The following is a 19,932-nucleotide window of genomic DNA, read 5'->3' on the forward strand; positions in this document are numbered from 1 at the left end:
AGGAGGTGCGAATGGATATCCGCGTAGGTACGGCGTCATGGACTGACCCCACGCTCATCAAGAGCAAGCGTTTTTATCCGCCAGGATGCAACAGCGCGGAAGCGCGCCTGCGGTTCTACTCCAGCCAGTTTCCGCTCGTTGAAGTCGACTCCAGTTATTACTCGATGCCGAGTGGAAGCAATTCTGTCCTTTGGGTCGAGAGGACCCCGCCCGGCTTCACGTTCAACATCAAGGCGTTTCGCCTCTTCACGGGCCACCAGACGCCCCGCGACATGTTTCCAAAGGACATGCAGCCCGCACTCCCGCAGAACGGGAAAAAGAATCTCTACTACAAGGATATGCCGGAGGAGTTCCGGGCCGAGTTGTGGCGCCGCTATTTTGAGGCGATAGCCCCACTCGCTGACGCGGGAAAGCTGGGTGCGGTCCACTTCCAGTTCGCACCGTGGGTCACGTCTGGTCCTGACGGGCGCGCTCACGTCGAGCACTGCGCGGACGTTATGGCTGACCGATTCTTGATGGCTGTGGAGTTCAGAAATCGAAGCTGGTTCGACAACGCGCATGCAGATTCGACACTCGCTTTCGAGCGTGACCGCAAGCTCGTCAACGTGATCGTCGACGAGCCGCAAGGCAGCGCCAACAGCATTCCAGCCGTGTGGGAGGTGACCAATCCCGCACTGGCCCTCGTGAGGTTGCACGGCCGAAATCATGAGACGTGGAACATCAAGGGAGCGACTGCAGCGAGCGATCGTTTCAACTATGACTATCAGAATGATGAGTTATCCAAACTTGCGGTTCGGATTCGTGAAATCGCGGGCATCGTTGCTCAGACACACGTGGTGTTCAATAACAACATGGAAGATCAAGGGCAGCGCAACGCGAGGACGCTCATCGAAATCCTCGATCAGCAAAGCGGTGGAGTAACGCGAACGTAGCTCGCTACCTGGCGTGTTGCCGGGACGGAGGTCGAAATGAAAACGTCGCAGGAGCAATTTGTCAGTGATCTGGCGATGTTGTTGCGCGATCAGCCACGCGGTACCGCGGCACGACTGGACGAATACGTCATCGCCTGGTTAGACGCTCGGCATCTGGTCTTTGCATATCTGAGGGACGACGACCGACGTTTCGTCGAGGAAGAGTTTGACCTCGATGACATTGTGTGGGACGAGTGGGAGGCAGGGTTCGTGGCATGGTCGCGCGACCCGGTGTTCGAGTACCGGGAAGAGATCGCGGGTTGGCTCGGCGACACCCCGCCCCGATGAATGGCGCGGCGCCCTAAAGATGTTGTTGGCGGGGAAGCAAGCGGGGCAACGGCCGAACGCAGGCCGGAAAGATAGCGATTTTTACCCATCTTTCAATACCGCGAGAATCCCGATTTGATTGGAAAATAGCCGGTATGACGCCTTCGCTCTGCTCGCCAAGTGGGCGAATCGCAGATTCGCCTTAAAGTCATCAGGACTCCAATTCAGTATATGTCAGCCATGAATCAGAACGACGACTGGCGTCACGCACCGGGTATGGCCTATCGGCGCTGGCAGGAACTCTATGCGACGGGCGCGGCCGGAAAGCCTTTCTCCGCCCGCTCGATCGTCCAGCACACGGCGATGTTCGAACGCTTCCAGCGCTTCCTCGCATCGCTAGGGACGGACATTCTTCATTTCGGAGAGGACCACTTCGCTGCCTTCCTTGGTGACGTGGGCGGCCACTGCCGTTCGGAAACGAGCACAGCGCTGCGATATGCGAAGCTCATCGACCGGCTATGTCGTCATCTCGTTGACGTCGGGCTGCGTGGCGATAACCCGGCTGCGGCGCACGCGCGGCTGAGTTCGTGGCCAACGGGGGAGCCTGTTCCCATTTATCTGGACGAAGTCGTCGACCTTCGTCTGCAGGACGCGTTACAGGAGTGGCCCGAAGGGGATGAGCGTGGACTCCGTAATCGGGCAGCGGTCGCGTTATTGCTCGCTACCGGCGTTACGTCGGCCGAGATCAGACGCGCGCGGCGGGAGCACGTGATCGCAGAGAGGGAGCGATGGCGCTTCCTCGTCAGCGCGTACGGAGCGAGAGCCGAGCGTCTGATCCCGGTTGCGCCGTTTGCACGCGCGGTAGTCGACGCGTGGCTTCACCGGTCGCGGGCAGACGATGATGATTTGCTGTTCCCGTTGCTAGGTCCGGCCGGTTCGCTCTCAGAGGAGACGTTATGGCGCGCTGTCCGGGCTGCGCTGGACGCGCAGGGCTTCGAGGGTGCCGACAGGAGTCCGCGCGTGCTGCGTAATACATTCGCCCGCCGGCTTCTTATTGCGGGCAAATCCAACGAAGAGGTGAGCCGCCTGATGGGGCTCGCGAGCCAACGCACAGTGGTCCGTCTGCGCGCCACGTTGATGGCGCCGGGACGGAGCTTGACTTTCTCGCAGGCTCCGTAACCTGGTTTTGTCGCCCGCAGTGGGCGGCATACCCAAGGAGCCATCCATGCTGTTTCAAAGTCCGGTGCAACCCATCATTTACCGGGGCGAGCAAGGCCGCCCCAGCGCGATGTACTACCGCATCGCGTTCACCGAGCAGGAACCGTGGCTCGCTATCATCGAGCTGCGTCAGGCCGTCGCCGACTTTCCAAGCCCGGTCGTATCCGCGGCCGCGAGAGACCATGTGCTCAATCGCGTGCTCGAACACGACCTGCGCGGCGTGCCGCTCAATGTGATCAAACTCGTGGCCACCGATTCGACGGGTTCGTTTGGATTCGAATTCACGCCGGATTTCCACGACTATGTGAGGAGGGACAATCGCTACGAGATCCACCCCGAGAAAGTTCGGCGTGGCCGCGTCGTCGAGCGTATCGAAATCGACCCGGAGAACCTGACGGCCGGCAGCGTGCGGGTCGACACGGTCCACGCGACTGCGGCTGACGTCGCTCCTGAGGTCGCGGCCGCGCTTGCTTGACGCCGACACGCCGCGCTGCGGGTAAGTGACCAGTGTTGCGCGAGCGACCATTCGCAGCGAGCACCGCGCCCTTTCACGGGGCCGGTGCCTGAATGTCGGGCGTTCCTGCGCGGTAGAATGCGAATTCGCCCAGACTACACCTCGATTCGATGTCAGACCTGAAAGAACTCCTCGCTCAACGGGAGCAGCTCGAAAGCCAACTCGCGGCCGCATTCAAGGAAGAGCGAAGCTCGATGATGGCGCAGATCATCGAAAAGATGAAGCAGCATCGGATCACAATCGAAGAGATCCGCGGGCCGGTTCTAAAGGAGAAGCTCAAGCTTCCTGCGAAGTATCGCCACCCCACTACAGGTGCTGAGTGGTCGGGACGGGGGAAGCCGCCGAACTGGATCAAGGACGTGCCCGACCGGTCGATTTTTCTGATCAAACGCTAAGCTTGGTGTGTCGCCTGCGGGCGCAATTTGAAGTTCGGCGCACGGATCACGCGCCGCTTTGATTTTCTTTGGTTACTGCGAACGGTTGTATAGTGCCGGCCAGCGACACTCACCATTGAAAATCCGGCCATTCGGAGCCACAACTATAGGGCTCGAAACTGTCCGGCGGGATCACGTCTCGCGAGCCGCTTCTTATGGCGATTTCAACATGAAAATCGTACATCGAATCCAAGCTTGCAAGCAACATCGCCAACTGAGTGACGCGCTGTTTCGGAGGCAGTGAGACAAAGTACCCGCAACGACTGTCGATGACCTCCTCGACATGTTCATGCGCCGCCCCGAGACGTTTCATCTGCACTAAGATCCCTTCTGCTTTGGCGGGTGAGGCCTCACGAACCGCCCGATCGACGAGATGTTCAAGTTCATACATCACCGACTGGTCCATTCGATCCGTCGGCATAAAGGCCATCCCTGCCCGTAGAACTGCCACCTGGGCAATGATGACCGGCCAGAGAATCTGAACCCCGTAGATCGGACACCGGTCCTCGAAATGCTCCCGAACCGCCTTCTCACGCTGGCCCTCGTATGCCTTGCGGACGTCGTAGGCAAGCCCCAAGAGAAAACCTTCTTTGTTCTGGACGAGAGGGCTCTCCTCGTTGACCTTGTGCACGAGATCGTGAACTGCGCGCAACGACCACCTGTCACCCCAGAGTACGATGCCAGCGTGCCGATTTGTGAGATCGAACTGAAGCACTGCACTTTCTCCTCGTGAAATCACGCCGCATTTTTCGACGACTCTTTTAAAATCAACACGATCACTATACAACCTCCGTGAGACTGATTGACCTCCACGGGAATAACCCATTCGAATTAGGAGTGGCTCTATACAACTTCATTTTTGCTCAACAGGGACATCTTCAACCGCCAACCGCTCGCCAGTTCCCGTTTTCCTTGGCGTCTGATGCTTACGCGGCATCCGTAGCAGCGAGCCGGTGTGCGGCTGCGCGGGCCTCGTCCTCGGTGTCGTAATTGCCAATCCACTCACACGTCCAGGTGCCCCGCTCGTCCTGCTTCGCGTCCGCCCAACCCTCCCAATGGGTGACGCCGAACATGGCAGCGTCGCCGGGATAGACGGGCTCTTGCGTCAGGTCGATGAACGGATGAAGGTAGTAACGACCGACAACGTGTTCGACTCGTAGGCTCATATTCATGTTCTCCTGTTTGGCACGCGTATCGGGTGCGAGCGTTTTCCTATGCGGCAATCGGTGCCGAACGCTTCTTGTCGTTTTCGGGTTCGCTCAACTCACGTAGAGCGCTGTTGAGCGTCATCTGTCTCAACAGGCTGAACTGTTCGATGCCCAGTGTTTCTTTGAGTAAGCTCATCATCTTCGCTACGGCAAGGTCTTTATTAGCCTCTTCACCGTTCCAGTTGCCAAGCTCGAATAGATCGGAGAAAGCCTTATACATACGGTTGATGATTTCCGGTCGGTTAGGAACGCTCGCGGCCAGCTTAGGAGCAGACAAGTGTGCATCGCTTCCCATCTGCCTCAGTGCCTTTTCAAACTTCTCCAGCAGCGCATTGACTTCATCCGTAACCCAAAGCGCCCAACGCGTCCGAAGTCGTGATAGATCTGCTGCGTAGTTCAGCGCGTTCTCGTGCGGGCCTGTCTGGATTAATCCGCGTAGCGTTTCTCGGAACAGATCGGTGTACTCTTCGCAAAACTGCACATACTTGTCAAAGGCGACGACAGCCATGTGCGAACCCGCTGAATCGAAGGCTCGCTTCACAGCTTCTTGCCGCCGCTCGTGCTGCATCCTCTGCCCCGCAATCCGCAGCGACATCCATGCTGCCAGGGCTGCACCAGCAAATGAAGCTCCCGCCGTGATGATTACCGTCAACACGGTGATGCCCGCTTTCGCTGTTCCTGCATTCGCGGCGGCGACGCTCGCCGCGATGACCGCGGACGCTGTCATAACTATCCGTTTCCCCTATGGTTTCCCTACGCTTAAGTTGGCCGCACTTCGATCTTGCAGAGGTGGCCTCATTCGTTCGGACAGGATCCGCGAGTTTTTAAGTGGAATCGCAGAGGCAATCAAGCTGCCGATTTTATCGCTGGCAGCGTGGCGAAGTATGCTTCATCCGGTGTCTGATCGGCCAGCCTAGAATGAGGCCGATTCTGGTTATACCAGTTCAGGTAGTTGCTGATTGAGCGGCGGGCGTGGCTGACCGAGTCGTAGGCTTTCAGATAGACCTCTTCGTATTTGACGCTGCGCCACACCCGTTCAACGAACACGTTGTCACGCCAGGCACCCTTTCCATCCATGGACAGAAGAACGCTCCGGCTGAGCACCGCGTCGGTGAATTCGGTTGCGGTGAACTGGCTGCCTTGATCCGTGTTGACGATCTCAGGCAGGCCGTATTTCGCAAATGCTTCCTCCAGCGCCTCGACAGCATGGCAGCTCTCCAGCGTGATCGCCACCCGGTGTGCCAGCACCCGACGGCTCGCCCAGTCCACGACAGCCGTGAGATATACGAAGCCGCGCGCCATCGGGATATAGCTCGTATCGAGCGCCCAAACCTGATTGGCCCGGTCGATTTTCCGGTTGCGAAGCAGGTACGGCCAGATCCTATGGGCTGCATGCTTGCGGCTCGTGTTTGGCTTGCGATACAGCGCTTCGACGCCCATGCGCTTCATCAAGGTGCTGACGTGTCTGCGCCCGACCTTAATGCCTTCGCGACGCAGCAGCCGTACCAGCATTCGCGCCCCCGCAAACGGATGCTCGAGGTGAAGCTCGTCAATCCGGCGCATCAATTTCAGATCCGCTTCGTTGACCCCACGTGATTGGTAATAGGCGCTCGACCGGCTGATGCCTACCAGCCGCGCCTGCTGCGTCACCGGCAGGGCGTGATCACGATCGATCATCGCTTTACGCCCAGCAGTCCCGCCTTGCTGAGCGCGCTTTCTAAAAAATCGTTCTCCAACGTCAACTGCCCGATCTTCGCGTGCAGTACCTTCACGTCGACTGGCGGTGCCGATGGCGCCGAGTTGCCCGTGTCGAACACATCGGCAACCCGCTCCTGCAGTTGCTTCTTCCAGTCCGTAATCTGGTTCGGATGGACATCAAACTGCAGGGCCAGCTCTGCCAGCGTCTTGTCCCCCTTGAGCGCTGCCAGGGCCACCTTTGCCTTGAACGTTGGTGAGTGGGTCCGTCGGTTTCGTTTCGTCATCTTCTGGTTCCTTGTTGCCGGCCATTATGGCCGACTCACGCCCCAGCTTTTCCACTCAACGTACTGTCCGAATTCTCGAAGCCACCTCTATTGGTGTCAAGAAACTCCATGCCAGAAATTTCTTTGGTCGGGCACTCGCTCATCTCTCCAGGAAAGCGAGCATCCAACGAAATCCCGAGAAAACTGCTTTGGGCTACTGCCGGGAGACATACGGCGGTGAGCAAATACAAAGGAATACTGCGCCAAAATCCATGCATTTTGTCTTCCGTCCTATTTTGACAAATCGAGCGAGGAGCGAAACTCCTCCACTAAACGCTCATGCAAGCCCTTCAAGACGTGTTCCGCCTGTGCGACACCCATCTCAGCGGCATCCCGTTGTGGCCCGTCCGCTGGGGTCTTAGAAAGCACGCGCCGCGCATCCCTATACTTCAAGACCTCGTTCAACACATCACCCAGAAATAAATTCGTGCATTCAGGAAGGAGAAACGCTGCGTCCATGCGCCGCCGCAAAAATGTATCCAGGCATGTGCTAGCATCGTCTGACCTGCCGTTCAAGTGCGCGCCAATGACGTCGTTTGTTGCCGCGTACACCGCCCAACGCCTGTCGAACAGGTCATGCTTCAATCCTCGCCGACCCAAGAGCCACTGCTGAAACGCGACAAAGACACCTGCCGCCGCGATCAATGGCGCCGCGAGACCGAGAACCACCTGGAGCCAGACCGGCATACGCTGTACCCCCGTTTTCCTGTGCTTTGCGTTGCTACTGTTGGAACTGCTTGGCATACTCCAACAACTGGCGGTTTAATGCCTCCGCCTCGGCAGAATAGTGGGCGTCGCGATGGCAATTTGGGCACAGTGCCACACAATTCCAGACACGATCCCCTTTCTCCGCTCCGAGGATATGATGCACGTCCAGAAAACCACGATAGCGTTGAGCCTGTCCGCAACCGGCGCGCTCGCAGACAGCTGTCCGAGCAAGCACCGCACGACGAACCTGTTGGTCGCGCTTGACCTCAGAACGCATCACAGGACGGCGGTCTGCGCCATCGCTGCCAATGTCCCATGAATCTCCACGCGGGCAGTCATCGTAGGTGTCATCGACATCACTCTCCCCAGCCATCGGTACGACGGGCGCCTTTGCCAAGTCGACGACGCCGGGCCAATTCCAGAGCACATCCGCGACCTCATGAGCGCGCGGCCAGCGGTTGTCTTGTAACCAAATAGTCGGGCTGGTTCCGTTCATCGCGTGGTTCTTCGATGTTCGACCACAGAAGCCCCCCGCAATCAAATCTGCGCTCACATCGCGTTGGCCACGCCAGATAGGCGCGAGTTCCTCGCGAGGAATTAGCGCGGCGTACACGATATTGGTGCCATCGCGCTGCACGAATAGGTGATGCGTATTGCCCTCGGCTCGGTCACGCTCGACCACGAAGGCGAGCGTGTTATCCCAGCTATCATTGATCAACCTTGCACGCAACTGCGCCGCCGAATAGTTAGCCTTGTTTAGCCGTTCGCCCGACCGGCGCCAGCACAAACGAACACGCATCTGCAGCTGCGGACCATCGGGACCTTGTACGCGCACGAACTGTGAGATTGCGGTGCCCGTCTGCGCGCGCCGATCCTCCAAAACCCGGTAGCCGCGCGCGGAGAGGAATGGCGCGATAGCGTTTCGGGTAACCGCTTCCTCTGCCAAGCTTTCTGAGCTGCGAAATTGGCGTGCGTTGTCGCTCATCGTTTTCCGTGGTCTATAAGTCACGCCGGCTAACGAGCACCCTTTGCCACGACCGTCTCAACAAATTCCTGCATTTCCCTTTCTCGGTCGAAGAGATGCTCAATATCGGCCACCTCTCCTGTGACCAGCTTGTACGCGGAATCCATTAGGGGCTCAAGCAATTCCCTCGTTTCTCTGATCCATACGTCGTTGCCGATCGTCATGGAGTAGTTGATGCGCGCCGAGCCCTGGTCTGTGTACCAAGGGAAAAATGCTTCATATGCATCAAGCGAATATCGGATCAAGACGGAGAAACTATCCAAACGGCCCGCGATTTGCTCGTAAAGCCCTCGGTCACTTAGCAGAGTAGCTGCGGAGGCAAGCTGAGAGATGCTATGGCTTGCCTTTCGAATCTTCATGTATGTCTGCTTCGGCTCATGGAGATCGCGCTGACCCGCGAGTGCGATGTGTGCTTTCAGTGCACACTCGAAGCCCATCAAGAGATCGACGAATGATTTGATGCGGCCGGTCTTGTTAGTGATGCGCTCCCACGTCACATCGAACCGTTCAGCGAAATCATTTGCGTCAAAAGCGTACAACTGGCCGATTTCATTGAGAATTGAGACTGTTTGTGCTGTCATTGAACCGTTTTCCGTCGTCTATGGTTTCGCCGTGTCGGCTACTGCCGAACGGCGCGTCAGAGCTTCTAGGCGGTCCGCGTCGCCTTGCTTTTGATGGCCACCGGTCAGATACCGCCAAAGCTGAAACACGCCACGCGCAGCACCTTGGCCGAAGTCGTCGTGAGCTGGGCGCCCTTCACGCGCAGCGGTTGCCGCCGCGTTCATCCAGAACACGATTTCCTCTTCGGCCGCTCCGGTTATTTCGGCGTATGCCCATCGCCTCTTGCTAGTCATGGTTTTCCTGTTCAGACGTCGCTCACCAGCTCGTAGCCGGTACTGTTTCGATGCATTCTGTCGATCGCCACTTTCGTCTTCGGCGGCCCTTCGAACTGGGCTTTACCGTCCGCGACGGACAGCACTCGCTTCGTCCGTCCGTTCGATCGTTTGTCAAGATCGCGCCAAACCTGCCCCGGCTTCACTTCGATCCCTTCCTTCGTCAGGTTTTGCGACATGGTTGCTTTTCCCCGTGCCGGCTGCGCCGGCGTTTTCCCTTCCGTTACTGTTCAAGTAGATCCGTTCGACATTCGGGCCGCGTTTCAACCCGGTCACAAACCACCCACTTCCCACCTCTCGTTTGATGGCGCTGGCCATCAACGACCAGCGAGACGAGAGCTCCGGACGACCTCGGTTCAGTCGCGATCGTTCGATCAGGAGTTTGTTTATACATCAGTGCAGTGAAGCCACCACCGACCATAAGGACCAATCCGGCAAGGAGAAAACGCACTGCGACCGCTACGAAATTGTCGTCATCTTCTTTGTCACCGATCATGACTTTTTCCGGTGCCCGCCGTAGCGGGCGCAGTGGTTAGGAGCGGTGGATACAGCAGCCGACGCCGAATAGTTCGCTCACAATGTACGTCTCGCGATGCTTACGAAAGACGCGGACCAAGGCTCGTGGCTGTCGGCGGTTGCGCCGGATTTCTCGGGCAGCTTTCTCGCGGCTAATCGGCTTGCTCTCGCCATCGTTCCAGTGAATCCACATCTGAGGTTTGTTCATCGTGACTTCCGGTCGCTTTATCGGCACACGTGCGCCGACCATGAGGCACATAATATACCCCCATTGGGGGTATATCAAGTTTTCTTCGCATCCCAAACCAAAATCTCTCTGATATACGCCCAAACCACATCAGGCATGTTGCGGTAGTCGCCGGTGTCGGCGGGCGCGAGCCATTTGTTCAGCGTCTTTTCTGGCACGCTGATCCGCGTAGCAAACGCGGACCGCGTGAGTCCGAGCGACTGCATCGCGCCTCGCAAAAAGTCCTGCTGTGTTTGCACTTTGGCTTTGTCCATTAAATGACCCTGCTTACAACGGAGGCGAGCGATACCGGATCGCCGTCTACCAGACGTTTAACGGCAACCAGGCTGGAAACTCCAATGAGCCCCTGTATGAGCTTGAGCGACCTTCCTTGGCGATGGAGGTTCACAGCGAACGTCCGTCTCGCTGCATTGGCGCTTCCGTTTTCGATACCCGCTTGCGTGTGTAGGCGGCGTATGACTTCGTTCAACGTTTCGCAAGAGTAGCTGGCCGCGCCAGTTCGGGTGACTCGACGCGTGAACGTGAACGGGGAGCCGTCACTGGTCAGAAACAGCGGACTTGAAGGGTCCAAGCCCATGAATGCAGCAGGCGCGGTGCTGATGCCGTGCCGCGCTTCGCGGCGGTGGCGCAAGTAGTCATCGAGCGCCTTGCGGGCAGTGGCGTTGGCCCACACAAGCGGCCTTGCCTTGCCGTTGAAAGCAATCTCCTTCCTGAGTGTCGAATTGACCCGCGTAGAGCCGTCAACGGCCAAATAGTCGGAAACGACGAGCTTCGCAGCCTCCTTGGGTGTAACGCCAGTTGAGTAGAGAGCAGCCAGCAATGCCACGTCGCGCAGCGGAGCTTGCCCGATAACAGCCGCAACCTTGAGCGCGTGACGGACCTGATGCAGTTCGATTACCGGTGCTTTTGCCATCCTGTAACACCAACCAATTGTTGTCGTATTACGAGGAATTATGAAGTCACCGCCGAGGAACCGCAATCGGGAGTGCTGCAATCACTCAAGTCCTCGGAAAAACCTGGCGCGCAGGGCAACAATCACCGGGCGGGTTTCACTGTTCGAGCAGATCAGACCGGCACTCTGACGGCAACGAGGCCGGGTCGCACACTACATACTTCCCTTCCTTCGTCTGGTGACGTTTGCCATCAACGACCAGAGAAACGAGCGACGCGGACGGCTGGGGCGGCGGCGCAGTGGCCCCGAGTAGACCATCCGACTTCGCCTGATGCAACAGATAGGCGGTGAAGCATCCGCCGAAGGCAAGCACCACTAGGGCCGCCAGGAGACGCCACAGGCCCGCAGCAAACTTATCTTCATCGTCAACCATCACTACTTCCTTTGTCGTAAATGCTGCGCAATAGATGCTCGCAAAAGCAAAGCTCTTCTTGCGTGAGCGCCTCGATTTTCTATACGTTGGTACGGATGCCAACCAGCTTCAGTTTTATATCCAGAGTTTCCCGCTTTTCTTCCGCACCAGGGACACCTTTGCGCGCATCGCTCGCGATACGGCGGTACTTGTTTCGGAGTCGTTTTGCTTCCTGCTTCTCTCGCTCGCGTCGTGTCTTTGCCATCAATTTCCGATCAATCTTCGGTCTTGGCCTGCAGCATCGAATCGTAGAGTCCGATGCCAAGCGTCATCGGAAGAATCGTCCACCAGTAAGCCGCCAACGACTTCTCATCGATCCAGTCCCACGCCACAGCTACCACTGCGATCGCGACGGTTAAAACAAGGTACTTCGCCTTCATCTCGGCTCCCTGTGGTTTCCGGGGCGTTAGACGCGTCTCTTGAGCGCCGCCGTGCGAACAGTACTGACCACGTCAACGGGAGACACTGACCCATTGCGGCGCACAGCCACTTTCACGCGACGGGAGCCGTAGCGGCTCATCCGGCTCAGTTTTCGTTGAGCGCGGTCTATCGCGATGATAAAGGGGGTATGCGATACGTCCTTGTCGAACGAAAGCACTTTGGCGCCCCGATCTTTGATCGCCTGAACGGCCCGTTGTTGAATGATGTTCACGATCTTACGTTCCGCAGGCATTTCCCGTAGCGGCGTGCAATACGCCAACGTCGCGCATCCAGTGCCTCCAATTGCGGTTGCGCGACGCTCCAGGCATCCGGTTTGCCGAGAGCTCGGCGAATCCGCGCGTAGGCCGGAGACATCCAGAAGCCGCGCCACGTCTTGATTCGCTCCACCTGGGCCCGCAGACTCACATCTGCACCGCGCACCGTCCGATTCCAGTGTGCTCGTTTCATTCTCAACGGCCTGTCAATTAGTTCCGAGGCTCAGTGGGCGCAACGCGCGGCGACCTCGGGCGCGGTGCCGATTGCAGCATGAAGGCCGACTCTCCCCCAATTCGGCTGTACCACTTCATTGCGCGGGGCCACGCTGGATCTGGAACAGACGCGCTGTGACGGCTTCCACGCTGGACAGCCGCGGTTACCCGCCGCGCCGCTGAAAGTAAATTGAGGCAATGAGCAATGCATTAATCGCCACGACCACAAGCGCAATGACCGTGATGATCTGCATGCCGCCGCTGTTTCCCGCACGCTCAAAATAGATATCAAGGAACGTCAATGGAAGCGCAATAATTAGGTCGATTAATAGAACCGTCCAGCCGTTCATTGGGCACTCCTCCTGGTTTGTCGCTCAAATCATCTCGTCGCCCCGAGATGAGTGCGTTTGATTTCGTGCGGCTAGAGATGATAGCTGCGTACGACGAGATAGGCCGCACGACAAGAAGCGCGGCCAGCCGTCAGGGCCTCGCCCTTCTATAACGGCTTGCTTGCCGCAGGCTGCGCATCGTGGGTCTGTCTCGGACACAACCTCGTATCTGTCCGTATCCACGTCAGAGCCATTCCAACCCGCCAAGCGTCGAGCTTTGAGCCGGATGGTGCTTTCGAATCCGCTTTGCCCGCCGCAGTGCGGGCAGCATGTCGTTTGGCGTGTCGGCTGCATCGACAGTTTTCTTAGTCGCCCAAACGCGCCTTTTGCCCTTCCCACCATGCCCAAACAACCAAGACGACGCCGACCCCAAGCACGACGATCCACGGAAACGCGCCAAAGGCAAACGGTGCAGCGACAAACGCCGCGTTACTCGTGCCGGCGTCCACTGCTCCACACAGCATGTAAATCGAGAGAACGAAAAGCAACAGTCCGCAGATGAAGCGTACCGGTGCAAAACGCAGCACCCACGTCAAATTCCATTTCAACATAGAACCTCCTGTTCTCCGATTTAAGATCCGTCAGAATTTGCGGCAGGCGCTCGCACGACTTTGAAGGACCGCATGAAGCGTGCTGCGCCGTCGTTGCTTTGTCGCTCAATTATCTCGTCGCCCCGAGATGAGTCCGTTTGATTCCGTGCGGCTAGAGGCGTTAGCTGCGTACAATGAGATACGCTGCACGACAAGAAGCTGCGGCCAGCGGTCAGGGCCTCGCCCTTCTATAACGGCTTGCGCTCTCTCCACTTTAGCTGGAGTTCCCGGCGAAACTGGGCGTAGCCGACCATTGCGATGCGTACGGCCGCCATGCCCGCGAGCAGAACACTCCCCATCGCCAACACGTAGCCGATCATCCCATAAGCGTAGTAGAGGAAGACGCCCAGTAGGCTTGAGTGGGGATCGCCGAGCGACGCATCCAGTCGCATGTTGCCGTTGCTGTTCAGCGCCAGAACGAGCCAGGACGACGCATCGCCGCGGAGTAAAAGCACGCCTTTCCACAGCACGGCGAGTCCGGCCGACAGCGCGGCAAGGTTGACGAGCCACACCGCGATGGCGCGAGCCCGGTAAATTTGGTCGGATCTCATGCAGACATTTTGGGGCTGTTCGGCACGGCCGTGCGGGCAAAAGGTTATGGTTTTTGTATAGCTTTCCGCCTGATTTGCGCGCAGACGAAAAAAAGCCCGCGTCCACCGTGAGGTGGCGCGGGCTTCTCGATGTGTGGAAATCAACCTGAATGCCCCATCGGCGAGACGACAGATCCTCTGCGCGTGCGGCTCTCGATCAGGCCGCGGCGCGCGGCTTCGCGAAATGCCGCATTAATGGTGTTGACGTGGAAGCCGAGATCGTCGGCCACGTCGCGTTGTGTGGGAAGCAGGTCCCCCGCACGAAAGACTCCGGTGAAAATCGCATTCTCGATCTGGTCAGCGATGGCCAGATAGACTTTTCCCCGAATGCGGGCGAAGTCCGGGCGCCAGCGCTGCGGGTCGGTAATGCGATGTGTACTGCTGGTATACGGATCGGCGCGCGAGGCGTTTTGCGAGTGCGTCATGCCGCGCATCCTACACCGGCTGCAAAACGACATGTTTCGACCACTCCCGTCCACCGGGCAACCCTTTCACGAAGCCAGTGAAGGCCTTGCCCGCCGGCGGGAGCACCAGCTTGCCTTGCCGTGCGATTGCATCCGCAAGACGCAGGGCGTCCGCGAGCGTCTTGTCGTCCCGCGCGCACGGGGACGCGAGCACGGTCGAGATGAACCGCGCAGCGCGCGCGGCGTGGCTTGCGCCGATGATTCCGGCGATGGCAAGGTCGGCCTGCGCGCCGATATCGGCGTCAGAGAACACTTCCGCTTCGACTACGTCGGTGTCGATGAGGCACCGCCCGATATCTTCTGAAAAATCGTTACTCGAATACGTCATGGTCAGTTCCTGAAATGGTGCGGCCCGTCTGCGGACGGCCGCTAGAAAGGTGTGGGCGCGGTGTACGAAGACAGCACGCAGATGAGCGCGGCTGCGAGAAGCGATGCCGCCACTGTTGCGATGACGATCTGGCGTTGCATGGCACCTCCTGTTTTGAATCAGAAAAGACAAAGGCCCTGCTCCAGAGGGAGACAGGGCCTTCGTTGCGGTTGGGCCGCTGGCCAGTTACTGGGTTGTCCGGGTCACGCGCACGACTTGGGATGGTTCGCCGGAAAGACGAGTACGCGCCCGTCGTCGCAGATCCGGAAATCGCCCTGCTCGCGCTTGGGCGAATGCACAACGATCACGGTGCGGTCCGCCTTTGGCATCGCCGGAGCGTTGCCACAAGCCGTGAGCGAAGACGTGCCGGCGGCTGCCACGAGCAGCATCAGAAAATTCATCATGGTGAAGTCCAGAAAAGAGAATGGCGCCGCCCCGTATGGGGCGGCGAGGGAAGATCACGCAGCGGCGCGCTGTTCGACGGGTTCGCTGACGGTCACGGTGATCCAGTGGCCATCAACGAGGACGTCGCGCAGGCGCGAGCCGTTGAGCGTGTAGACGTGCTCGGCGCCTCGGCGCGGAGCGGCCGCACGCACGGCGAGCGTGGCGCAGCGAACAGCGCAAGGTTGCTTCTGAAACATGGTTGCTCCTCGGGTGTGAAGACGAGGAGCGCCCCTTGCGGGGAGTCGCTCCCCACAAGGGTTAAAGAGAAAATCACGCAGCCATCGCCTCGACGTCGATGACGGCGTCCGCCTCGATGACGAGGTCCGGTGTCTGCGAGATGAAGAATTCACGCGCGTAGCCCCCCTGACGGAGAACCTCGCGCTTCATCTTCATGAACTGCACCTTGCGTGCAGGGTCAAGTGGACCGTCCGACTCGTCGCTGAACAGCGTCTCGTACGGCTCCCCCGCATTGCGCGCGAGATAAAGGGCGATGCCACGCGTGAGACATTCGTTGATCCAGACCTTCTGCCCACCCGACATCACCGATACCGGCTTGGTGCTGTCGTTGTCGGCGTCATGGACCAGGATCTCGAAGCCCTCGCGCAGATCGCCGCTGGCAAGCGCGCGTTGCGTGCGCACCTCGACGGTGAATCGCGGTCCGTAGCACGCCAGCAGCAGGTCGTTGACCGTTTGCGTGAGTGCCGGGCCCGCATCGTCGATGGTCAGGGCAACCAGACCGTCATTTCCGAGGCCTCTGGCGAGCAGCTTCCAGTGCGCGATCTCGTCGGACAGACGTTCAGCCCGCGAGCGGGTTGCATCGAATCCGGCGAGCTCCGTCTGCATGGCGTCACGCTGTGTTTCGCGCGTCGCCAGCTGACGGATGAGCGCTTCGATACGCGCGTCCAGAGCCGTGCTGGCCTCGCGGTTCGCAACGATCTGGCGATCCAGTCCTGCGATCGCGCTGGTGACATCGGATGCCGAGAGCCGGGAGGCCTCGGTTTCGATATCGCGCAAGGCGCCCTGCAGACGCTTCGTCTCGCAATCGCGGTGTTCTGCGACCTGAGAGAGTTGCGCGTCCGCGCTGGCCAGTTCCGACCTCGCGTCAGCAAGCCCGGTGACAGCGGCTTCGAGAAGCGGCTTGCGCGCGGCCAGAGCCGTCGCCTGCTGCAACTCGCTGCGAGCCTTCGCCAGCGCATCACTCGCCTTTTTCAGTGCATCGCGTTTGGGCGCAAGCGCGGCGACAACCGGCGTGAGCTTGTCCACGATGGCCTTGCGCTCCCGGTAATTCGCGCGAAGCGACTCGATCGACACCCGTTGCTCTGCTGCCTTCGCAGATGCGTCGCGTGCCTGCGCGAGCAGCGGACAGGTCGTGTGCATGGCGTGGCCCGCACACGGCACCTGGTCGATCACCGCAGCCTGCTGCTGTAACGTCTTGAGCAGAGCGGCTTTCGATTGGCCCTGCCCCTGCAGGCTGGTCATATCGGCATTCGCGTCGACGAGTGCGGTCTGCGTGTGCCCCAGTTCGACAATCTCGGCCTGAAGTGCCTGAATGACCGCTTCTTCCCGGCCGATCGCCAGTTGCGCCTGATCGCACTGCGCCTGCGCGCCTTCAATCGACCCTCGTTGCGCGAGCGTCGCCTCATGCGAAGCGATGCTCTTTGCGAGCGCTGCGCGCCGCTCACCCAGACGTCGGGTCAGCTCGGTGGCCTGCGATGCAATGCGCGAGAGCGATTCGTTGATATCGCCCCGCTGCTTCGCCAGTTCCCGCACGCGTGCCTCGGCGGTTGCCGACTCTGCCTGCTTCGCCGCCAGCGTCGCGCGCTGCTGTGCGAGCGTCTGCGCGGTAGCCAGAAGGTCCTCGCGTTCGCGCCGTGCATCTGCGATCGCATCAGCGTCAGCCGCAATCCCACGCTCCGTTGCCGCGAGCGTTTCGCGCTTCTGGCTCAGGGCCGAGAGTTCGCGCTGGATGCTGTCGAGGCTGCCCGCGAGCACCTTTGCAACGTCCGCGGCTTTCGCCGAGAGCGCACGCAGGTGATCGATGTGCAGCAGTTCCGCCAGCAGCGACTTGATCTCGCCGGCGTTGTAGGACGCGAGCGGCCGCCGGTTCTGCGCGGAGAAGACGCTGGTGAAGAACGACTCGAGCGAGCCGCACACCGATTCGACACAGCGGTCGTAGGTATCCGCCTTGCCGTCGGACTTCGTGCCGTCTGGTGCCGAAAACGGCTGCCAGAGACCGGCCTTGTCGCGCCACGCAAGGAAGTACTCCGCCTTGTTGGTCTTGCCAGGCTTGCGGAACGTGAACGTCGAGCGGTAGCGCACGTTGGCGTGCTCCCACTCGAGTGTCTTCTGCGCCTGCGGCCCACGAACGTGGTCCCAGTACGAGAAGGCGTCGACGGAGAGCTTCGCGGCATGCGAGGGCATGATCCGGTACGGATGCAGGTTGTCCATGAGGGTGGACTTGCCCGCGCCGTTCGGCCCCTTCAAGGCGATGAGGCCAGCCGGCAGCGATTCGAGGTCAAGCGTGACGCTTTCGCGCCGCATCCCGTCCCGCACGCCGTGGAAGCCTTCTAGCACGAGGATCAGCGGTCGCATGACAGCCCCTCCGCAAACTGAACATCCTGAAGGTAGTCGGACGGCAACCACGGAACATCGTCATCGTCGGGGAACGACGAAGAAACGATCCGGTCAACCGCCACTGGTGCGGCGACAACCGCTTCCGGTGCGGGCGGCGCGATCGTGCCGTCGATTGCACGTTCCAGCGCGGTGCAGGCCGCAGCGAAACGTGTGCCGGAGAGCTTGAGCAGCTTCTCCCAGCTCTCGCATGCCGTGAGCGCCTTCAGCTCACGTGCGGACCACTGGCTCGCATAGCCGTTGCTGTGCGACCAGAGCAGGTTCGTCATCTCGACGTCGGGGGCGACGACGAGCTCGAGCTCGGCGGCGTCGCGTTCGTGGACCATCACAACGAAGCCGTGACGGACCGCGATGACGAAGCCGCGCGCGACGCCGTAGGGTTGATGGAAAAGCGCCGCGGTGAATCCCGCATGCTTCACGAGAAGCTGCTGGATATCGGTCGCGGACGACGTTGCATTGAAATGCCGGACCCAGGCGGGACCAGCGGGATACAGACCAAACATGGGCAAACTCCGGAAAAATGGACGGAGTGCGCCCCCATCGGGAGATCGCTCCCCGTCAGGGTCAAAAGAAAATGGATGCAGTGGATACTGCGATCGATGCGCCAGTAGCGCGGGGTGAACCTTGTTCCGGGAGCGCACTCGTGAGATTCGAGCGCGCTCCCGGAACACGGCAGCGTTCCGCGCGTGAGCGGGCCATACTGGCCCCGCTCACGTGATGGCGGCTGATTTACGCCGCGAAGAGATCGCCTTCGAGCCAGTCGGTGCCGGACTCAACGGTGGTCGGTGTCGACGGCTGCTCAACCGGTGGCGGCTCGCCAACATCGACGGTCGCGCCAACGACCAGCGACAGAGGTGCAGCAATGGGCTGACCATCGAGCCCCGCCAGCACCGCCCCTGCGATCGCCGCCGCATCTGCGGTTTCGAGCATCTGCAGGCGTTCGAGCAACGGCGACGAAGCGACATCCGTCAGCTCGCACCAGCGCGCGAGTTTCGCGTCGACCGAGGTCTCCAGGCTGATGCCCTGTGCGCGGCTGCGCACGACCGGGAGAATGCGTGGCTCGATTTTCACGCCCGGTGCGTGGGCGAACATCGCTTCGATTGCAGCGCGATCCACAGACTGACGGTGCTCCTCGTCGATCTGCCAGCGGATGCGCACGAACGCATCGCCCGAATCTGCAGCGAGCGCGGCGAGCCGCTCCATATCGGGCGGTCCGTCGAAGTCCACGCACAGCATGCGACGCGAAGGCGTGGGCACCAGCCCGGCCGAGGCCGAATGGGTATCCACTTCCCATAACAGGTAACCCTTCTCGCCCTGCTCGCCGTAGTGGAACCGGCCGATCGATCCCGGATAGGCAATGCGCCTCCCGCCGCTCTCCCACGCCTGATGCTTGTGGATGTGGCCGAGCAGGAACGCCGAACACTGCGCGTCGAACAGCGCCGAGAGCGAGAATTCGTGATCGAATCCCGCCATCGTGACGCCGTGTTCCGTTTCGCAGCCCACCACCGTGCCGTGCGAAATGCCCACGGTCGCGATGCCAGCGTCACGCAACTGCGCGTTCACCCTGCCGGATGCCGCCAGATAGGTGCCCAGAACATCGCTGAGATCGGTGGCCGCGGCGAGTGCGCCAACACTCGCCGCGAACTGCCCCTTGTTGATCGTCGGCAGACAGGTGAATACCGCATCAGGACCCATCGCGATGACGTGCGCGAGTTCGTCGTCGCTGAACACCGCACCCGCTGACGCAATGAAGCGGCTGTGCGCGAACGCAACCTGCTGGATGCGATCGGCGACGAACACCTCGTTGGTCGAGCCCATCAGCGCGAAGATATCGAGCGTGCCGGGCGGCTCGTGCGAGAACGTGCCTTGCAGCATGATCACGGGCATCGCCGCCGCGAGTCGGTGAATCTGGCGCGCGAGCGCGCCGAGTGCCGGTGAATGCGCATCGAGCCGGTGATCGGTCGAGTCGCCTGAGACGATGGCCACGCGCGCACCGCGCGCGATTGCATCGTCGACGGCGAAGCCGAAGCAGCGATCCGCTTCGTCCAGCCGTTCGGGCGAGTAATGCAGGTCAGAAAAATGGGCGATCTTCAAGACGCACCTCCGTAAACGAAAAATGGCCGCCCGAAGGCAGCCTCAATGAATGGACCCGCAGGAAGCGGGT

The 19,932-nt window shown here is 60.0% G+C and carries 29 protein-coding genes; 5 read left to right on the forward strand and 24 right to left on the reverse strand.

Going from position 1 to position 19,932, the window contains the following annotated elements; translation table 11 throughout:
- Positions 1-11: 11 nt before the first annotated feature.
- The 5 genes from LDO54_RS12600 (at position 12) to LDO54_RS12620 (ending at position 3,365) form a co-directional block, all read left to right on the forward strand.
- Positions 12-932: a DUF72 domain-containing protein gene (locus LDO54_RS12600; RefSeq protein WP_224010721.1), complete on the forward strand. Its 921-nt coding sequence runs from the start codon at positions 12-14 to the stop codon at positions 930-932.
- A 36-nt stretch (positions 933-968) separates the two neighbouring features.
- Positions 969-1,259 carry a hypothetical protein gene (locus tag LDO54_RS12605; RefSeq protein ID WP_224010723.1) on the forward strand — a complete coding sequence of 97 codons (291 nt, stop codon included), beginning with the start codon at positions 969-971 and terminating at the stop codon, positions 1,257-1,259.
- A gap of 219 nt (positions 1,260-1,478) precedes the next feature.
- The gene (locus LDO54_RS12610) at positions 1,479-2,417 is read left to right on the forward strand and encodes a tyrosine-type recombinase/integrase (RefSeq protein WP_224010725.1); all 939 of its coding nucleotides are present in this window, start codon (positions 1,479-1,481) and stop codon (positions 2,415-2,417) included.
- A gap of 46 nt (positions 2,418-2,463) precedes the next feature.
- Entirely contained in the window at positions 2,464-2,931 is a 468-nt protein-coding gene (locus LDO54_RS12615) for a hypothetical protein (RefSeq protein WP_224010726.1), read from the forward strand.
- Positions 2,932-3,080: 149 nt separating this feature from the next.
- Positions 3,081-3,365, forward strand: coding sequence for an H-NS histone family protein (locus LDO54_RS12620; RefSeq protein WP_224010728.1), 285 nt, complete (start codon positions 3,081-3,083; stop codon positions 3,363-3,365).
- Between the two features lie 109 nt (positions 3,366-3,474).
- On the opposite strand, the gene LDO54_RS12625 is transcribed toward LDO54_RS12620, so the two are convergent.
- The 24 genes from LDO54_RS12625 to LDO54_RS12740 all read right to left on the reverse strand — a co-directional run bounded on the left by LDO54_RS12625 (position 3,475) and on the right by LDO54_RS12740 (position 19,862).
- Entirely contained in the window at positions 3,475-4,119 is a 645-nt protein-coding gene (locus LDO54_RS12625) for a DUF6904 family protein (RefSeq protein WP_224010730.1), read from the reverse strand.
- A gap of 211 nt (positions 4,120-4,330) precedes the next feature.
- A complete protein-coding gene (locus LDO54_RS12630; RefSeq protein ID WP_224010732.1) occupies positions 4,331-4,570 on the reverse strand; it encodes a hypothetical protein in 240 nt (79 codons plus the stop codon).
- A 46-nt stretch (positions 4,571-4,616) separates the two neighbouring features.
- The gene (locus tag LDO54_RS12635; RefSeq protein ID WP_224010734.1) at positions 4,617-5,339 is read right to left on the reverse strand and encodes a hypothetical protein; all 723 of its coding nucleotides are present in this window, start codon (positions 5,337-5,339) and stop codon (positions 4,617-4,619) included.
- A gap of 119 nt (positions 5,340-5,458) precedes the next feature.
- Positions 5,459-6,594 (reverse strand): IS3 family transposase gene (locus LDO54_RS12640; RefSeq protein WP_404842272.1). Its coding sequence is split into 2 segments (ribosomal slippage): positions 5,459-6,330 and positions 6,330-6,594, totalling 1,137 coding nucleotides; the frame shifts between segments, so codons are not numbered across the junction.
- Positions 6,595-6,864: 270 nt separating this feature from the next.
- On the reverse strand, positions 6,865-7,320 hold the full coding sequence (locus tag LDO54_RS12645) for a hypothetical protein (protein WP_224010738.1): 456 nt from the start codon (positions 7,318-7,320) through the stop codon (positions 6,865-6,867).
- Positions 7,321-7,354: 34 nt separating this feature from the next.
- A complete protein-coding gene (locus LDO54_RS12650) occupies positions 7,355-8,326 on the reverse strand; it encodes an HNH endonuclease signature motif containing protein (RefSeq protein WP_224010740.1) in 972 nt (323 codons plus the stop codon).
- A gap of 29 nt (positions 8,327-8,355) precedes the next feature.
- The gene (locus LDO54_RS12655) at positions 8,356-8,946 is read right to left on the reverse strand and encodes a hypothetical protein (RefSeq protein ID WP_224010742.1); all 591 of its coding nucleotides are present in this window, start codon (positions 8,944-8,946) and stop codon (positions 8,356-8,358) included.
- A gap of 284 nt (positions 8,947-9,230) precedes the next feature.
- On the reverse strand, positions 9,231-9,437 hold the full coding sequence (locus tag LDO54_RS12660) for a hypothetical protein (RefSeq protein ID WP_224010744.1): 207 nt from the start codon (positions 9,435-9,437) through the stop codon (positions 9,231-9,233).
- Between the two features lie 44 nt (positions 9,438-9,481).
- Positions 9,482-9,754, reverse strand: coding sequence for a hypothetical protein (locus LDO54_RS12665; RefSeq protein WP_224010746.1), 273 nt, complete (start codon positions 9,752-9,754; stop codon positions 9,482-9,484).
- Between the two features lie 302 nt (positions 9,755-10,056).
- Positions 10,057-10,275, reverse strand: a complete 219-nt coding sequence (locus LDO54_RS12670) for a transcriptional regulator (protein ID WP_224010748.1) — start codon at positions 10,273-10,275, stop codon at positions 10,057-10,059.
- Positions 10,275-10,934, reverse strand: a complete 660-nt coding sequence (locus LDO54_RS12675; RefSeq protein ID WP_224010750.1) for a tyrosine-type recombinase/integrase — start codon at positions 10,932-10,934, stop codon at positions 10,275-10,277. The genes LDO54_RS12670 and LDO54_RS12675 overlap by 1 nt, the downstream gene beginning before the upstream one ends.
- Before the next feature lie 136 nt (positions 10,935-11,070).
- A complete protein-coding gene (locus tag LDO54_RS12680) occupies positions 11,071-11,346 on the reverse strand; it encodes a hypothetical protein (RefSeq protein ID WP_224010752.1) in 276 nt (91 codons plus the stop codon).
- A 254-nt stretch (positions 11,347-11,600) separates the two neighbouring features.
- Positions 11,601-11,765 carry a hypothetical protein gene (locus LDO54_RS12685; protein ID WP_224010754.1) on the reverse strand — a complete coding sequence of 55 codons (165 nt, stop codon included), beginning with the start codon at positions 11,763-11,765 and terminating at the stop codon, positions 11,601-11,603.
- Between the two features lie 26 nt (positions 11,766-11,791).
- A complete protein-coding gene (locus LDO54_RS12690; protein WP_224010756.1) occupies positions 11,792-12,037 on the reverse strand; it encodes a hypothetical protein in 246 nt (81 codons plus the stop codon).
- Positions 12,038-12,457: 420 nt separating this feature from the next.
- Positions 12,458-12,643, reverse strand: coding sequence for a hypothetical protein (locus tag LDO54_RS12695; RefSeq protein WP_224010758.1), 186 nt, complete (start codon positions 12,641-12,643; stop codon positions 12,458-12,460).
- Between the two features lie 344 nt (positions 12,644-12,987).
- On the reverse strand, positions 12,988-13,233 hold the full coding sequence (locus tag LDO54_RS12700; RefSeq protein WP_224010760.1) for a hypothetical protein: 246 nt from the start codon (positions 13,231-13,233) through the stop codon (positions 12,988-12,990).
- A gap of 227 nt (positions 13,234-13,460) precedes the next feature.
- Positions 13,461-13,823: a hypothetical protein gene (locus tag LDO54_RS12705; protein WP_224010761.1), complete on the reverse strand. Its 363-nt coding sequence runs from the start codon at positions 13,821-13,823 to the stop codon at positions 13,461-13,463.
- Positions 13,824-13,963: 140 nt separating this feature from the next.
- Complete coding sequence (locus LDO54_RS12710; protein ID WP_224010763.1) at positions 13,964-14,287, reverse strand: GntR family transcriptional regulator; 324 nt, start codon at positions 14,285-14,287, stop codon at positions 13,964-13,966.
- Positions 14,288-14,297: 10 nt separating this feature from the next.
- Positions 14,298-14,654 carry a hypothetical protein gene (locus tag LDO54_RS12715; protein ID WP_224010765.1) on the reverse strand — a complete coding sequence of 119 codons (357 nt, stop codon included), beginning with the start codon at positions 14,652-14,654 and terminating at the stop codon, positions 14,298-14,300.
- A gap of 242 nt (positions 14,655-14,896) precedes the next feature.
- Positions 14,897-15,097: a hypothetical protein gene (locus tag LDO54_RS12720; protein ID WP_124262091.1), complete on the reverse strand. Its 201-nt coding sequence runs from the start codon at positions 15,095-15,097 to the stop codon at positions 14,897-14,899.
- Between the two features lie 54 nt (positions 15,098-15,151).
- Complete coding sequence (locus tag LDO54_RS12725) at positions 15,152-15,334, reverse strand: hypothetical protein (RefSeq protein ID WP_124262092.1); 183 nt, start codon at positions 15,332-15,334, stop codon at positions 15,152-15,154.
- 73 nt (positions 15,335-15,407) lie between these two features.
- Complete coding sequence (locus LDO54_RS12730; protein WP_224010767.1) at positions 15,408-17,729, reverse strand: SMC family ATPase; 2,322 nt, start codon at positions 17,727-17,729, stop codon at positions 15,408-15,410.
- Complete coding sequence (locus LDO54_RS12735) at positions 17,717-18,271, reverse strand: hypothetical protein (protein WP_224010771.1); 555 nt, start codon at positions 18,269-18,271, stop codon at positions 17,717-17,719. The genes LDO54_RS12730 and LDO54_RS12735 overlap by 13 nt, the downstream gene beginning before the upstream one ends.
- 226 nt (positions 18,272-18,497) lie before the next feature.
- Positions 18,498-19,862 (reverse strand): metallophosphoesterase family protein, encoded by a 1,365-nt coding sequence (locus tag LDO54_RS12740; RefSeq protein ID WP_224010772.1) that lies wholly within the window; start codon positions 19,860-19,862, stop codon positions 18,498-18,500.
- Positions 19,863-19,932 lie beyond the last annotated feature (70 nt).

Origin of the sequence: Paraburkholderia tropica (assembly GCF_914484835.1) — a bacterium.
Lineage (GTDB): Bacteria > Pseudomonadota > Gammaproteobacteria > Burkholderiales > Burkholderiaceae > Paraburkholderia > Paraburkholderia tropica_A.

Coding starts and splice junctions, on each gene's coding strand:
- LDO54_RS12660 (WP_224010744.1), bottom strand. CDS start 9,437: ATGTCGCAAAACCTGACGAAGGAAGGGATCGAAGTGAAGCCGGGGCAG.
- LDO54_RS12695 (WP_224010758.1), bottom strand. CDS start 12,643: ATGAACGGCTGGACGGTTCTATTAATCGACCTAATTATTGCGCTTCCA.
- LDO54_RS12705 (WP_224010761.1), bottom strand. CDS start 13,823: ATGAGATCCGACCAAATTTACCGGGCTCGCGCCATCGCGGTGTGGCTC.
- LDO54_RS12620 (WP_224010728.1), top strand. CDS start 3,081: ATGTCAGACCTGAAAGAACTCCTCGCTCAACGGGAGCAGCTCGAAAGC.
- LDO54_RS12605 (WP_224010723.1), top strand. CDS start 969: ATGAAAACGTCGCAGGAGCAATTTGTCAGTGATCTGGCGATGTTGTTG.
- LDO54_RS12670 (WP_224010748.1), bottom strand. CDS start 10,275: ATGGACAAAGCCAAAGTGCAAACACAGCAGGACTTTTTGCGAGGCGCG.
- LDO54_RS12630 (WP_224010732.1), bottom strand. CDS start 4,570: ATGAGCCTACGAGTCGAACACGTTGTCGGTCGTTACTACCTTCATCCG.
- LDO54_RS12710 (WP_224010763.1), bottom strand. CDS start 14,287: ATGACGCACTCGCAAAACGCCTCGCGCGCCGATCCGTATACCAGCAGT.
- LDO54_RS12600 (WP_224010721.1), top strand. CDS start 12: ATGGATATCCGCGTAGGTACGGCGTCATGGACTGACCCCACGCTCATC.
- LDO54_RS12650 (WP_224010740.1), bottom strand. CDS start 8,326: ATGAGCGACAACGCACGCCAATTTCGCAGCTCAGAAAGCTTGGCAGAG.
- LDO54_RS12655 (WP_224010742.1), bottom strand. CDS start 8,946: ATGACAGCACAAACAGTCTCAATTCTCAATGAAATCGGCCAGTTGTAC.
- LDO54_RS12735 (WP_224010771.1), bottom strand. CDS start 18,271: ATGTTTGGTCTGTATCCCGCTGGTCCCGCCTGGGTCCGGCATTTCAAT.
- LDO54_RS12700 (WP_224010760.1), bottom strand. CDS start 13,233: ATGTTGAAATGGAATTTGACGTGGGTGCTGCGTTTTGCACCGGTACGC.
- LDO54_RS12685 (WP_224010754.1), bottom strand. CDS start 11,765: ATGAAGGCGAAGTACCTTGTTTTAACCGTCGCGATCGCAGTGGTAGCT.
- LDO54_RS12680 (WP_224010752.1), bottom strand. CDS start 11,346: ATGGTTGACGATGAAGATAAGTTTGCTGCGGGCCTGTGGCGTCTCCTG.
- LDO54_RS12725 (WP_124262092.1), bottom strand. CDS start 15,334: ATGTTTCAGAAGCAACCTTGCGCTGTTCGCTGCGCCACGCTCGCCGTG.
- LDO54_RS12635 (WP_224010734.1), bottom strand. CDS start 5,339: ATGACAGCGTCCGCGGTCATCGCGGCGAGCGTCGCCGCCGCGAATGCA.
- LDO54_RS12610 (WP_224010725.1), top strand. CDS start 1,479: ATGAATCAGAACGACGACTGGCGTCACGCACCGGGTATGGCCTATCGG.
- LDO54_RS12715 (WP_224010765.1), bottom strand. CDS start 14,654: ATGACGTATTCGAGTAACGATTTTTCAGAAGATATCGGGCGGTGCCTC.
- LDO54_RS12615 (WP_224010726.1), top strand. CDS start 2,464: ATGCTGTTTCAAAGTCCGGTGCAACCCATCATTTACCGGGGCGAGCAA.
- LDO54_RS12675 (WP_224010750.1), bottom strand. CDS start 10,934: ATGGCAAAAGCACCGGTAATCGAACTGCATCAGGTCCGTCACGCGCTC.
- LDO54_RS12665 (WP_224010746.1), bottom strand. CDS start 9,754: ATGATCGGTGACAAAGAAGATGACGACAATTTCGTAGCGGTCGCAGTG.
- LDO54_RS12720 (WP_124262091.1), bottom strand. CDS start 15,097: ATGATGAATTTTCTGATGCTGCTCGTGGCAGCCGCCGGCACGTCTTCG.
- LDO54_RS12645 (WP_224010738.1), bottom strand. CDS start 7,320: ATGCCGGTCTGGCTCCAGGTGGTTCTCGGTCTCGCGGCGCCATTGATC.
- LDO54_RS12730 (WP_224010767.1), bottom strand. CDS start 17,729: ATGCGACCGCTGATCCTCGTGCTAGAAGGCTTCCACGGCGTGCGGGAC.